The organism is Blastococcus sp. LR1, from assembly GCF_020166105.1.
GTDB lineage: Bacteria > Actinomycetota > Actinomycetes > Mycobacteriales > Geodermatophilaceae > Blastococcus.
This window is the reverse complement of the sequence record NZ_JAIUJY010000001.1, coordinates 556,828-569,448: the sequence shown is the minus strand read 5'-3', so window position 1 is coordinate 569,448 and position 12,621 is coordinate 556,828. Positions and strand designations below refer to the sequence as shown.

14 protein-coding genes and 2 pseudogenes are annotated in these 12,621 nt (G+C 72.1%); 14 read left to right on the top strand and 2 right to left on the bottom strand.

All coding sequences use genetic code 11. The features are described 5' to 3' along the window. Positions 1-14 precede the first annotated feature (14 nt). The 7 genes and pseudogenes from LBW97_RS02785 (at position 15) to LBW97_RS02760 (ending at position 5,706) form a co-directional block, all read left to right on the top strand. Positions 15-374, top strand: coding sequence for a histidine triad nucleotide-binding protein (locus tag LBW97_RS02785; RefSeq protein ID WP_224497880.1), 360 nt, complete (start codon positions 15-17; stop codon positions 372-374). Between the two features lie 32 nt (positions 375-406). Next, positions 407-1,219 (top strand): enoyl-CoA hydratase/isomerase family protein, encoded by an 813-nt coding sequence (locus LBW97_RS02780; RefSeq protein ID WP_224497879.1) that lies wholly within the window; start codon positions 407-409, stop codon positions 1,217-1,219. 237 nt (positions 1,220-1,456) lie between these two features. Continuing rightward, positions 1,457-2,896: pseudogene (locus tag LBW97_RS02775) on the top strand (PhoH family protein); the annotation flags it as partial. Between the two features lie 261 nt (positions 2,897-3,157). Next, a pseudogene (locus tag LBW97_RS20315) lies at positions 3,158-3,514 on the top strand (PhoH family protein); the annotation flags it as partial. A 5-nt stretch (positions 3,515-3,519) separates the two neighbouring features. Beyond that, complete coding sequence (ybeY, locus tag LBW97_RS02770) at positions 3,520-4,023, top strand: rRNA maturation RNase YbeY (RefSeq protein ID WP_224497877.1); 504 nt, start codon at positions 3,520-3,522, stop codon at positions 4,021-4,023. Then, positions 4,020-5,381, top strand: a complete 1,362-nt coding sequence (locus LBW97_RS02765) for a hemolysin family protein (protein WP_224497876.1) — start codon at positions 4,020-4,022, stop codon at positions 5,379-5,381. Before ybeY ends, LBW97_RS02765 begins: the two co-directional genes overlap by 4 nt. Continuing rightward, positions 5,374-5,706, top strand: coding sequence for a cytidine deaminase (locus LBW97_RS02760; protein ID WP_224497875.1), 333 nt, complete (start codon positions 5,374-5,376; stop codon positions 5,704-5,706). The genes LBW97_RS02765 and LBW97_RS02760 overlap by 8 nt, the downstream gene beginning before the upstream one ends. Here the strand turns inward: LBW97_RS02760 and LBW97_RS02755 are convergent. Then, positions 5,703-6,290 carry a hypothetical protein gene (locus LBW97_RS02755; protein WP_224497874.1) on the bottom strand — a complete coding sequence of 196 codons (588 nt, stop codon included), beginning with the start codon at positions 6,288-6,290 and terminating at the stop codon, positions 5,703-5,705. The two genes, LBW97_RS02760 and LBW97_RS02755, sit on opposite strands and share 4 nt — an antisense overlap. A gap of 65 nt (positions 6,291-6,355) precedes the next feature. Between LBW97_RS02755 and era the strand changes: the two genes are divergently transcribed. From era to LBW97_RS02735, 4 genes are read left to right on the top strand one after another with little or no spacing between them, the layout of a single operon-like run. Then, positions 6,356-7,273 (top strand): GTPase Era, encoded by a 918-nt coding sequence (gene era, locus LBW97_RS02750; RefSeq protein WP_224497873.1) that lies wholly within the window; start codon positions 6,356-6,358, stop codon positions 7,271-7,273. Between the two features lies 1 nt (position 7,274). Next, positions 7,275-8,105: a DNA repair protein RecO gene (gene recO, locus LBW97_RS02745; protein ID WP_224497872.1), complete on the top strand. Its 831-nt coding sequence runs from the start codon at positions 7,275-7,277 to the stop codon at positions 8,103-8,105. Then, a complete protein-coding gene (locus LBW97_RS02740; protein WP_224497871.1) occupies positions 8,102-8,866 on the top strand; it encodes an isoprenyl transferase in 765 nt (254 codons plus the stop codon). Before recO ends, LBW97_RS02740 begins: the two co-directional genes overlap by 4 nt. A 2-nt stretch (positions 8,867-8,868) precedes the next feature. Further along, the gene (locus tag LBW97_RS02735; protein WP_224497870.1) at positions 8,869-9,144 is read left to right on the top strand and encodes an antibiotic biosynthesis monooxygenase; all 276 of its coding nucleotides are present in this window, start codon (positions 8,869-8,871) and stop codon (positions 9,142-9,144) included. Here LBW97_RS02735 and LBW97_RS02730 read toward each other — a convergent pair. Further along, positions 9,129-9,716, bottom strand: a complete 588-nt coding sequence (locus LBW97_RS02730) for a hypothetical protein (protein WP_224497869.1) — start codon at positions 9,714-9,716, stop codon at positions 9,129-9,131. The genes LBW97_RS02735 and LBW97_RS02730 overlap by 16 nt on opposite strands. A 157-nt stretch (positions 9,717-9,873) precedes the next feature. Here LBW97_RS02730 and LBW97_RS02725 point away from each other — a divergent pair, with 157 nt between their 5' ends. The 3 genes from LBW97_RS02725 (at position 9,874) to LBW97_RS02715 (ending at position 12,603) form a co-directional block, all read left to right on the top strand. Then, entirely contained in the window at positions 9,874-10,392 is a 519-nt protein-coding gene (locus LBW97_RS02725) for a hypothetical protein (protein WP_224497868.1), read from the top strand. 104 nt (positions 10,393-10,496) lie between these two features. After that, positions 10,497-11,894, top strand: coding sequence for a glycine--tRNA ligase (locus tag LBW97_RS02720; RefSeq protein ID WP_224497867.1), 1,398 nt, complete (start codon positions 10,497-10,499; stop codon positions 11,892-11,894). A gap of 175 nt (positions 11,895-12,069) precedes the next feature. Further along, positions 12,070-12,603, top strand: a complete 534-nt coding sequence (locus LBW97_RS02715; protein WP_224497866.1) for a 2,4'-dihydroxyacetophenone dioxygenase family protein — start codon at positions 12,070-12,072, stop codon at positions 12,601-12,603. Positions 12,604-12,621: the final 18 nt, after the last annotated feature.

Here is a 12,621-nt window from a genome sequence, read left to right as displayed (position 1 = left end):
TCTATGGTGCCCGCGTGAGCGACTGCCTGTTCTGCCGCATGGTCGCCGGGGAGATCCCCGCCGACGTCGTCCACCAGACCGAGCGGGTGTTCGCGTTCCGCGACATCAACCCGCAGGCGCCCACGCACGTGCTGGTGATCCCGAAGGACCACCACGCCACCGTGGGCGCGCTGGCCGAGACCGACCCGGCGCTGCTCGGCGACGTCGTAGCCGCGGCGCACGCGGTCGCCCGCCAGGAGGGGCTGGTCAGCGGCGACGGCGCGGAGCCCGGCTACCGGCTGGTCGCCAACACCGGCCCCGACGCCGGGCAGACCGTGCACCACGTCCACCTGCACGTGCTGGGTGGGCGGGGACTCGGCTGGCCTCCGGGGTGACCCGGCCCGCCGGCGCCTGAGAGGGTGGGGGCATGAGCGAGCCCCTGCGCATCGAGCGGGACGGCGACGTCGCCGTCGTCGTCCTGGACAACCCGCCGCTGAACCTGTTCGACGCCGCGACGTTCGACGCGATGGAACGGGTGGCGCAGGAGCTGGTGCTCCTCACCGATCCCGAGGATCCCCAGCGGGCCCGGGCGGTGCTGGTCGAGGCGCGCGGCAAGGTCGTCTCCGGTGGCGTGGACGTCACCTACTTCCGCGACATCGCCGAGGGGCCCGACCCCGCCCGCCGCGGCGGCGCGCTGTGGGCCCGGCTGCTGGAGGTGGCCAACACCTTCGAGGACCTGCCGGTGCCCACCGTCTTCGCCGCGCACGGGCTCTGCCTGACCGCCGCCTTCGAGCTGGCACTGTCCTGCGACATCCTGCTGGCGGCGGAGAAGGCGTCGTTCGGCCTGGTGGAGATCGTCGTCGGCCTGACGCCGTCGATGGGCGGGCCGCAGCGGCTGGCCGAGCGCGCCGGGCCGGCCCGCGCCAAGGAGCTCATCTTCACCGGCGAGCGCTACCCGGCCGCCGTGCTCGAGCGGTGGAACGTGGTGAACCGGGTGCTGCCCGACGAGGGCTTCGCCGAGGCCGCCCGCGCCTACGCCCACCGGGTCGCAGCCGGCCCGACCGTGGCCCACGCGGCGACCAAGCAGCTGGCGTCCATCGCCGTCCGCCAAGGGGCCCGCGCAGCCGACGCGCGCGTGCCGGAGATCTCCGGTCCGCTGTTCGCCACCGACGACCTGCGCGGCGCGGTCGCGTCCTTCCTGACCGACGGCCCGGGCAAGGCGACCTACACCGGTCGGTGACCCCATCGGGCGACCGGCGCTTCACCGGCACGCACGCGGGTAGCATCGAGCGGTCCGCCATCGCCTGTAGCAGGAAGGCAGGGTCGAGGGTTCTTGCCCGACACCTCCCCGAACGTCCCCGTGCCAGGTGCCCCTACGTCGCGTGAGGCATCGGCGCAGGCCGCCGCCGCCGACGACGTCGCGGGGCAGTCGCCCACGGCCGTCCGTACCTCCATCACCGTTCCCGACAGCGTGCCCATGGTCTCGCTCCTGGGCTCCGCAGACGAACTGCTCCGCCTGCTCGAGGCCGAACTCGAGGCCGACGTGCACGTGCGCGGCAACGAGATCGCCCTCACCGGGCAGGCCGCGGACAACGCCTTCGCCGTCCGCGTCTTCGACGAGCTGATCGCGCTGGTCCGTACCGGGCAGCAGCTGCGCCCGGACTCCGTGCGGCGGGTCGTCGCGATGCTCCGCGCCGGTGGGTCCGAGCGCCCGGCCGACGTGCTGAGCCTCGACATCATCAGCCGTCGCGGCCGCACGATCCGGCCCAAGACGCTGAACCAGAAGCGGTACGTCGACGCCATCGACGAGAACACCATCGTCTTCGGCATCGGCCCCGCCGGTACCGGCAAGACCTACCTCGCGATGGCCAAGGCGGTGCAGGCGCTGACGACCAAGCAGGTCAACCGGATCATCCTGACCCGCCCGGCCGTCGAGGCGGGGGAGCGGCTCGGGTACCTGCCGGGCACGCTCAGCGAGAAGATCGACCCCTACCTGCGGCCGCTGTACGACGCGCTGCACGACATGGTGGACCCGGAGTCCATCCCGAAGCTCATGGCCTCCGGCACCATCGAGGTCGCGCCGCTGGCCTACATGCGCGGCCGGGCGCAGCCCTACGACGCCAAGGTCCTCACCCCCAACGGCTTCATGCCCATCGGGACGCTCCAGGTCGGCGATCTGGTGGTGGGCTCCGACGGGCTCCCGACCCCGGTCCTCGGCATCTATCCGCAGGGCAAGAAGGCGGTCTACCGGGTCACCACCCAGGACGGCGGCTCGACGCTGGCCTGCGGAGAGCACCTGTGGACCGTCACCACGCCGGATGACCGCCGCCGCGGGACGTCGCGGACGCTCGAGACGCAGGAGATGCTGGGCAACCTCCGATGGGGTGCCGGTGCCCACCGCTACGAGCTGCCGCTGGTCGACGCCGTCGAGTTCGAGCCGCAGGAGGTGCCGCTCGACCCCTACGCGCTCGGCCTCCTGCTCGGGGACGGTTGCCTGACGACCGCGACCACGCCCTCCTTCTCCACCACGGACCCGGAGCTGGTGGGAGCTCTCGAGTCGGTGCTCGACGGCATCGAGCTGGTGCACAAGGCCGGGCCCGACTACACGCTGCGGCACGTGGACGGCGGTCGCGGTGGGCTGCGGATCGCGAACCCGGTCACCGAAGCGATCCGTGAACTCGGGCTGGCCGGCACCCGCTCGGCGACGAAGTTCGTCCCCTGGACGTACACGCACAACTCCGCCGAGGTCCGGCTCTCGGTGCTCCAGGGTCTGCTCGACAGTGACGGCGGACCCGTCACGCAGCGAGGATGCACCTGTCGGGTCCAGTACACGACCACGTCGGAGCGACTCCGTGACGACGTCATGTTCCTGGTCCGCTCCCTGGGCGGCGTCGTCACGACGCGGACCCGTGTCGCGGCCGGACGGCGACCGGGCCTCGCGCTCGGTCGCCCCGTCCACCACCGGCACGATGCCCACATCCTCGACATCCGCCTTCCCGCCGGCGTCCAGCCGTTCCGCCTCGAGCGGAAGCGGCAGGTGTACGACGCGTCCGGCGGCGGCCGGCCGATGCGCTTCGTCCACTCCATCGAGCCGGTGGGCGAGATGGACACGATGTGCATCCAGGTCGGTGCGCAGGACTCGCTGTACGTGACCGACGACTTCGTCGTAACGCACAACACCCTCAACGACGCGTTCGTGATCCTCGACGAGGCTCAGAACACCACCGCCGAGCAGATGAAGATGTTCCTCACCCGCCTCGGCTTCGGGTCGAAGATCGTCGTCACCGGTGACGTCACGCAGGTCGACCTGCCCGGTGGCGCGCAGAGCGGACTGAAGATCGTGCGCGAGATCCTCGACGGGATCGACGACGTGCACTTCGCCAACCTGACCAGCACCGACGTCGTCCGCCACCGCCTGGTGGGCGACATCGTCGACGCCTACGAGCGCTTCGACGCCACCCGCCAGCCCGCCCCTTCCCGACCGGCTGCTGGCGCGCCGGTCCGGACCTCCCGTCCGCGCCGGCAGGGGAGCTGATCACCGTGCCCGTCGAGGTGTCCAACGAGTCCGAGATCGCCGTCGAGGAGGCCGAGCTGGCAGGCATCTGCCGGTTCGTGCTCGGCGAGATGAAGATCAACCCGCTGGCCGAGCTGTCGGTGCTCTGCGTCGACGTCGACTACATGAGCAGCCTGCACGAGCGGTGGATGGGCGAGAAGGGCCCCACCGACGTGCTCGCCTTCCCGATGGACGAGTTCGACACCGGGCGGCCCGACGACCCCGACCCGGGTCCCGCGCTGCTCGGCGACATCGTGCTCTGCCCGGCCGTCGCCGTCCGGCAGGCCCGGGCCGCCGGCCACTCGATGGACGACGAGCTCGTGCTGCTGGCGACCCACGGCGTGCTCCACCTGCTCGGCTACGACCACATGGAGCCCGACGAGGAGAAGGAGATGTTCGGTCTCCAGTCGACGCTCATCGAGGCCTGGCGCGCGGCTCCGCGTGAGCCCGTGACCGGCGCGGCGACCGGTCAGGAGCCCGGCTCCCGATGACCTCCACCGCGGTCACGATGCTCGTGGTCGCCTGCTGCCTGGTCCCGTTGGCCGGCATCTTCGGTGCGATGGACGCCGCTCTCCAGCGGGTGTCCAAGGCCCGCGTCGAGGAGATGCGCCGCGAGGGCGTGAAGCGCGCCGCAGCCCTCGAGGAGGTGGTCGCGGAGCGGGCCCGGCACGTCTCCCTGCTCCTGCTGCTCCGGATCGCCTGCGAGATGGTGGCCGCGGTCCTCGCCACCGTGCTGCTCTACCGCCTGTGGGGTGGGGGGTGGCAGACCTTCCTCAGCGCCGCCGGCGTCCTGACGCTGGTCAGCTACGTGCTGGTCGGCGTGGGGCCGCGGACGCTGGGCCGTCAGCACGCGTACGCCACGGCCCTGGCCACCGCCGGCGTGGTCCGGCTGCTCGGCCGCGTGCTCGGACCCGTCGCGACCCTGCTGATCCTCATCGGCAACGCCATCACGCCGGGCCGCGGCTTCCGCGACGGCCCGTTCTCCTCCGAGGTCGAGCTGCGCGAGCTGGTCGACATGGCCGAGGAGCGCGGTGTCGTGGAGTCCGGCGAGCGGAACATGATCCACTCTGTGTTCGAGCTCGGCGACACCATCGCCCGCGAGGTCATGGTGCCGCGCATCGACGTCGTCTGGATCGAGCGCACCAAGACCGTCCGGCAGGCACTCGCCCTGGCGTTGCGCAGCGGCTTCAGCCGCATCCCGGTGATCGGCGAGAACGTCGACGACGTCGTCGGCGTGGTCTACCTCAAGGACCTCGTCCGCCGGTCGCAGAACTCCGGCGACCAGCGCAAGGTGGAGGAGCTGATGCGGACGCCGGCGTTCGTGCCGGAGTCCAAGCCGGTCGACGAACTGCTGCGCGACATGCAGGCGCGGCGCATCCACATCGCGATCGTGGTCGACGAGTACGGCGGCTTCGCGGGCCTGGTCACCATCGAGGACATCCTCGAGGAGATCGTCGGCGAGATCGCCGACGAGCACGACACCTTCCGGCGCCCGGAGATCGAGCACCTGGAGGACGGGTCGGTGCGGGTCATCGCCCGGCTCCCGGTGCAGGACCTCGTCGAGCTGTTCCCCGGCGTCGAGCTCACCGAGGACGACGACGTCGAGACGGTCGGCGGGCTGCTCGCCCGCGAGCTGGGCCGGGTCCCGATCGAGGGCGCGTCGGCCGAGGTCGGCGGCCTGAAGCTGGTCGCCGAGAGCACCGGCGGACGGCGCAACCGGATCGACACGATGCTGGTCAGCCGCGTGCCCGAGCCGTCGGAGGACGGCGAGGACGAGTCCGAGGAGCAGCCGTCCGGGGCCACCCGATCCGAGCAGCACGCGGTCGTAGGAGACTCGTCGCGTGGCTGAACTGCACCCCGAGGACGCGAAGCTCGTCACCCTGGCCCGCTCGGCGCGCGCCCGCACCGGCGCGACGGAGGGGGCTGCCGTGCGCGACACCGACGGCCGCACCTACGTCGCGGCCAGCGTGGCGCTGCCGTCGCTGACCCTCACTGCGCTGCAGGCCGCCGTCGCGGCCGCGGTATCCAGCGGCGTCGAGGGCCTGGAGGCCGCCGTCGTCGTCTCCGCCGCCGAGTCCGTGGAGCCGAACGGCCTGGCCGCCGTGCACGACCTCACCGCCGGCGCCCCGGTGCACCTCGCCGGTCCCGACGGCGTCGTGCGCGACTCCGCCTAGCGGGTCAGCGGCACGCCGAGCGCGTCGGCGAAGGCCTCGGGGTCCCGCACCCAGAGGGCGGACGCCTGCTCGCCGTCGTCGCCGACGTGCCGGACGGCGACCCGGGTCCGCCCCGGCAACCAGCCGCCGCGCTTCCGCGGGCGCGGCCAGTCGGCCGGCGCCGGGCCGCTGCGCACCGACCGCACCGCCACGGCCGGGATGACGGCGTCCGGCTCGGTCTGCCGGCCCGCGGTGTCGAAGGAGAGCCCGGAGTCCGAGACCGTGACCCGGCCGGTGCTCGTGACGTAGATCAGCAGGCCCGCCAGGAGCGCGACCGGCAGCTCGTCGCGGCCGGCGAGCCAGCCGCCGCGCCACCCGAAGAGCCCTACCCAGACCACGACCAGGACGACCGAGACGGCCAGCGCGGCGAGGCTGCCCGGCCGGTACTGCCAGTAGCGCAGCGGAACGGGGACGACGGTCGCCGTCCGCTTCGGTCCCCAGCCGGCCACGAAGCGGTGCCCGCGCACCTGCTCGACGTGCCGCCGCCGGGCGGTCGCGACCGCCTCCGCAGAGGGGCGACGACCGTCTCTCGCACGCTGTGCCACGAGTCGATCGTCGCAGGTGGCGGCGCTGTGCCGGAACCGTCGTCCCCGGGTGGGAGACTGGAGCCGTGAGCAGCCCCGAGCAGACGCCGCACCGCAGCGGCTTCGTCGCCCTGGTGGGCCGCCCCAACGCCGGGAAGACCACGCTGACCAACGCGTTGGTCGGCGAGAAGGTCGGCATCGTCAGCAACCGCCCCCAGACCACCCGGCACGCCATCCGTGGCGTCGTCCACCGGCCCGGCGGGCAGATCGTGCTCGTCGACACCCCCGGACTGCACAAGCCGAAGTCGCTGCTCGGGAAGCGGCTCAACGACGTCGTCCGGGACACGCTCTCCGACGTCGACGTCATCGTCTTCTGCATCCCGGCCGACCAGCCGGTCGGCAACGGCGATCGGTTCATCGCCCGCCAGCTGCGCGAGGTGAAGGCGCCGGTCGTCGTCGTGGTGACCAAGACCGACGCCACCGGCAAGAAGCAGATCACCGAGCAGCTGATCGCGGCCAGCCAGCTGGTCGAGGCCGCCGAGATCGTGCCGATCAGCGCGGTGAAGGGCGACCAGGTCGACCTCCTGGAGGACCTGCTGATCACGCTGCTCCCCGAGGGCCCGCCGCTCTACCCGGAGGAGCAGACCACCGACGAGGACGTCGAGCGCCAGCTGGCCGAGCTGGTCCGCGAGGCCGCGCTGGAGAAGGTGTTCCAGGAGGTCCCGCACTCCCTCGCGGTGACGATCGAGGAGATGCAGCGGCGTCCCGACCCCAAGCACGCGGGCCGCGAGCTGGTGGAGATCCACGCGCTGCTGCACTGCGAGCGGCAGACCCAGAAGCCGATGCTGCTCGGCAAGGGCGGCTCGATCATCAAGGCCATCGGCAGCGAGGCGCGGGTCGGCATGGAGACGCTGCTGGACGCCCGGGTGCACCTGGAGCTGCACGTGACCGTCCTCGGCGAGTGGCAGGACGACCCGAAGAAGCTGAATCGGCTGGGCTACTGAGATGAGCACGACCCCGAAGGCCCTCTACCGGGACGAGGGCATCGTGCTGCGCACCCAGAAGCTGGGGGAGGCCGACCGGATCATCACCGTGCTGACCCGGCGCACGGGCAAGGTGCGCGCGGTGGCCAAGGGCGTGCGCCGCACCAAGAGCAAGTTCGGCGCCCGGCTCGAGCCGTTCACCCACGTCGACCTGCAGTTCTACACCGGGCGCAACCTCGACATCGTGAACCAGGCGGAGGCCATCCGGTCCTACGGCCAGGAGATCGTCGCCGACTACCCGGCCTACACCGCAGGCACCGCAGTGCTGGAGACCGCCGACCGGCTGACGTCGGAGGAGAAGGAGCCGTCGCTGCGGCTGTTCCTGCTCGTCGTCGGGGCGCTGCGGTCGCTGGGGGAGAAGACCCACCCCGCCGGCCTGGTGCTCGACGCCTTCCTGCTGCGCGCGATGTCGGTCGCCGGGTGGGAGCCGGCGCTCGGCGAGTGCGCCCGCTGCGGGGAGGAGGGGCCGCACCGGCACTTCTCCGTGCCGGCCGGTGGCACCGTCTGCCCGCCCTGCCGCCCGACCGGGTCGGCGATGCCCAGTCCGGTCACCATCGAGCTCCTCGACGCACTGCTCACCGGGAACTGGGCGCGGGCCGAGGCCAGCCAGGGCATCAACCGGCGCGAGGGCAGCGGGCTGGTCGCCGCCATGCTGCAGTGGCACCTGGAGCGCGGACTGCGCTCGCTGCCGCTGGTCGACCGCTCCGAGTCCGTTCCCGCCATCCGCCGCCCGGCTGTGACCGAGGAGCCGGAGTCAGGCCTGGCGGTCGTCTCGGGGACCATGCTCCCGTGAAGCGCGAGGTCAAGGCACCCAACCCGCACCCCTCCGGCGCGCGCCCGCCCGAGATGCCCAAGGGCAAGGTGCCCCGGCACGTCGCGCTGGTGATGGACGGCAACGGGCGCTGGGCCAAGCAGCGCGGGCTGCCGCGCACGGCCGGCCACGAGGCGGGGGAGTCCTCGCTCTTCGACTGCGTCGAGGGGGCCATCGAGCTGGGTGTCAAGGCGATCAGCGCCTACGCCTTCTCCACGGAGAACTGGCGCCGCAGCCCCGAGGAGGTCCGCTTCCTCATGGGCTTCAACCGCGACGTCATCCGCCGCCGGCGCGACGAGATGCACGAGCTCGGGGTGCGGGTGCGCTGGGCGGGACGACGTCCGAAGCTCTGGCGCAGCGTCATCAAGGAGCTCGAGATCGCCGAGGAGCTCACGCAGGACAACGACGTCCTGACGCTGACCATGTGCGTGAACTACGGCGGCCGGGCGGAGATCGCCGACGCCGCCGCGGCCATCGCCCGCGAGGTGGCGGCCGGCCGGCTGAACCCGGACAAGATCGACGAGTCCACCGTCGCCCGGTTCCTCGACGAGCCGGACATGGAGGACGTCGACCTGTTCGTGCGCAGCTCGGGGGAGAACCGCACGAGCAACTTCCTTCTGTGGCAGTCGGCCTACGCCGAGTTCGTCTTCCTCGACACGCTGTGGCCCGACTTCGACCGCCGCCACCTGTGGGCCGCGTGCGAGGAGTTCGCCGCCCGGCAGCGCCGCTTCGGGTCCGCGTAGCCATGTTCGCCGTGACACGACTGCGCGTGGGCTCCACCGACGCGGCGATCCTCGCCGAGCAGGTGCGGGAGCTCCTGGCCGCGCTGTCGGGGCGCCCGGGGTTCGTCGACGGCGAGGTCGGCACCGCCGCCGACGACCCCACGCTGTGGGCGCTGGTCACCCGGTGGGACGGCGTCGGCTCCTACCGGCGGGCGCTCTCCGCCTACGAGGTGAAGATCGCCGGGGCGCCGGTCTGGGTGCACGCCGTCGACGAGCCCGGCGTCTACCTGGTCGGATAGACCGGGCTCGCGCCTCCCACGACCAGCCGGTAGCGAGCCTCGACCTCGAAGCCGTAGCCGTCTCCGCCGCCCAGGTGCACCTCGTGCGCGCCCGGGGCGAGCGGGGCGACGTGGGACCACAGGCCCCAGGCCGTCGTCGGCACGGGGCGCTTGCTGCGCGTGACGCCGTTGAGCCGGGCGCCGGCGACGACGAAGGGCACCGGCGTGCCGATCTCCTGCAGCTGCTGCGCGACGCCGTCCACGTGGACCGCTCCGTACGCCCGGTCCACGACCGGCGCCGGCCCCTCGGAGGGGTACTCCCACATATTGAAGGCCGGGAAGAACAGCGGCCGGCCCTCCGGGACGATGCAGCTGCGCTGCAGTGGCCTGCCGCTGGTGCCGGCGAGGAACCACACGTCGTCGGGCTGGTTGGCGGCGGCGTGCCGGCCGTCCTCGTCCTCGACCGGGTTCGCGAGGGGACCGGCGGCGGCCACCCACTGCACCCACCGCGCAGCGAGCCCCTCGGGGGAGGCGGAGTCGTAGGGGAGCGGGGCCGGAGTCTCCGGGCCGCGGGAGCGTGACAGGAACGGCATGGCCGCGCACGGTATGTGATCCGGATGGCTTCGGGGGCCGTGACGGACCCGACCGTGGCGCAGGTGACGCGTGAGGCGGCCGCAACTGGGCACGTGCGCTGGTGGACCGGCCGCCGACGGCGCTCGGCGACGACGACGACGACGAAGGAGTTCCCCCGTGAGCGATGGGCCGCAGCAGGAGCCTCCGCTGCCCGACGACCGGACGCGGGACATCACCCTGCCGCCGCTGCCGGACCGGCCCGCACCGGCGATCCCGAAGGCGTGGCAGTCGCTGCCCGGGGTCGACCAGCCGATGACGGCGGTGACGGCTCCGGCGGCACCGCCGAACTCCGCGCAGCCGGCGACTGTCGCGCAGCCCGCGGTGACCCCGGCCGAGCCGGAGACGGCCGCGGCCGAGCCGGCGGCGCCCAAGGTGACGAAGGAGGAGGCCGTCGCGCGCATCGAGGCACGCAGGCTGGCCTCCCAGCCCACCGACGAGATGGCGCAGCCGCCCGCGGCCCAGCGCCGCGACCGCACCCTGTCGTTCAGCTCGCCGGAGCAGCGCCACCGCCCGGTCGAGCAGGTCCAGGTCGGGCGCACGTCGCGGCGCTGGCCGTGGGTGGTGCTGACCCTGCTGCCGATCCTCGTGATCGTGGGTGCGGGGATCGCCTGGCTGCTGCTGCTCGGCGACGTCTGAGGGCGGTTCCCGGGCAGGGGCACCGGACCGGAGAGCGCTCGGGCCCGGCGACTACCGTTGTGAGGTCACCCGCCGACCGCCAGCCGGATGGAGCTTCTCCCCCCGTGAGCACCGCCAAGCACGACGCCGCCCGCCTCGACAAGGTCGTCAACCTCTGCAAGCGCCGGGGGTTCGTCTTCCCGGCCGGCGAGATCTACGGCGGCACCCGCTCCGCCTGGGACTACGGCCCGCTGGGTGTCGAGCTCAAGGAGAACATCAAGAAGCAGTGGTGGCGCACCGTCGTCCAGAGCCGGGACGACATCGTCGGCCTGGACTCCTCGGTGATCCTGCCGCGACAGACCTGGATCGCCTCGGGCCACGTCGGCGTCTTCACCGACCCGCTGACCGAGTGCCAGAGCTGCCACAAGCGCTTCCGGGCCGACCACCTCGAAGAGGGCTACGAGGAGAAGAAGGGCCGGGCGCCGGAGAACGGCCTCGCCGACATCTCCTGCCCGAACTGCGGCACCAAGGGCGCCTGGACCGAGCCGCGCGACTTCAACATGATGCTCAAGACCTACCTCGGCCCGATCGAGGACGAGTCGGGGCTGCACTACCTGCGCCCGGAGACCGCCCAGGGCATCTTCGTGAACTTCGCCAACGTCATGGGCGCCGCGCGGAAGAAGCCGCCGTTCGGCATCGGCCAGATCGGCAAGTCGTTCCGCAACGAGATCACGCCGGGCAACTTCATCTTCCGCACCCGTGAGTTCGAGCAGATGGAGATGGAGTTCTTCGTCGAGCCGGGCACCGACGAGGAGTGGCACCAGTACTGGATCGACCAGCGCACCAGCTGGTACACCGACCTCGGCATCGACCGCGACAACCTCCGGCACTACGAGCACGCCAAGGAGAAGCTGTCGCACTACTCGAAGCGCACCGTCGACATCGAGTACCGCTTCGGCTTCCAGGGCTCGGAGTGGGGCGAGCTGGAGGGCATCGCCAACCGCACCGACTTCGACCTGAAGACCCACACCGAGCACTCGGGCACCGACCTCTCGTACTTCGACCAGGCGAGCAACACCCGCTGGACGCCGTACGTGATCGAGCCCGCTGCCGGCCTCACCCGCTCGCTGATGGCCTTCCTCATCGAGGCCTACACCGAGGACGAGGCGCCGAACGCCAAGGGCGGCGTCGACGTCCGCACCGTGCTGAAGCTCGACCCGCGGCTGGCGCCGGTGAAGGCCGCCGTCCTCCCGCTGTCGCGCAACGCCGACCTCTCGCCGAAGGCCCGGGACCTGGCCGCCGCCCTGCGGCGGAACTGGAACATCGAGTTCGACGACGCCGGCGCCATCGGCCGCCGGTACCGCCGGCAGGACGAGGTCGGCACGCCGTTCTGCATCACCGTCGACTTCGACACCCTCGAGGACGACGCGGTGACCATCCGCGAGCGCGACTCGATGAGCCAGGAGCGCGTCGGCCTGAGCCAGGTCGAGTCCTACCTCGCCGCCCGCCTGGTCGGCTGCTGACCGCACCCCCTTCCGCCCGTCCACCGGCGCCCGGTTCCGTTCCTCGGAGCCGGGCGCCGGTGCGTCCGGGGCATGTCCGGATCCGGCAAAGCGTCTGTCCCGCAGGTGGAAGACGCCCGCGGTGCCGTCGTCTTCACTCGGTCTCGCACCCGCTGCACCAGCCGAGGAGGACCCCATGCCCGAGACGCCCGGTAACGAGTTCTGGCGCGACCTGAAGCCGATCGTGAACTCGATGAAGCCCGATGCGCAGCAGGAGGTCTTCCACCAGTTCGCGCCGCTCGAGGACGAGCGCTACTACGTGCCGCTGAGCCCCACGGTCGGCTCGCGCCCGCTGTGGATCTCCCCGCGCGACAACCGCTGGGCCGACATCCTCTGGGCGAAGACCGCCGGGCTGGTGAACCGGCACTACCACCCGCACGAGGTCTTCGCGTACACGATCAGCGGCAAGTGGGGCTACCTCGAGCAGCCGTGGACGGCGACCGAGGGCTCCTTCGTCTACGAGACCCCGGGCGAGGGCCACACGCTGGTGGCCTACGAGTCCGAGGAGCCGATGCGCGCGTTCTTCGTCGTCACCGGCCCGCTGATCTGGCTGGACGAGGACGGCAACAGCGACGGTCACTTCGACGTCCACGACTACCTGGCGCTGTGCCGCGAGCACTACGACTCGGTGGGCATCGGCGCCGACTTCGTGGAGACGCTCATCCGCTGAGCGGATGACGTGCGGCGG

Excerpts from the sequence above, each read along its gene's own strand:
- recO (WP_224497872.1), top strand. The coding sequence starts at position 7,275 with ATGAGCACGACCCCGAAGGCCCTCTACCGGGACGAGGGCATCGTGCTG.
- LBW97_RS02765 (WP_224497876.1), top strand. The coding sequence starts at position 4,020 with ATGACCTCCACCGCGGTCACGATGCTCGTGGTCGCCTGCTGCCTGGTC.
- LBW97_RS02730 (WP_224497869.1), bottom strand. The coding sequence starts at position 9,716 with ATGCCGTTCCTGTCACGCTCCCGCGGCCCGGAGACTCCGGCCCCGCTC.
- LBW97_RS02780 (WP_224497879.1), top strand. The coding sequence starts at position 407 with ATGAGCGAGCCCCTGCGCATCGAGCGGGACGGCGACGTCGCCGTCGTC.
- LBW97_RS02715 (WP_224497866.1), top strand. The coding sequence starts at position 12,070 with ATGCCCGAGACGCCCGGTAACGAGTTCTGGCGCGACCTGAAGCCGATC.
- LBW97_RS02735 (WP_224497870.1), top strand. The coding sequence starts at position 8,869 with ATGTTCGCCGTGACACGACTGCGCGTGGGCTCCACCGACGCGGCGATC.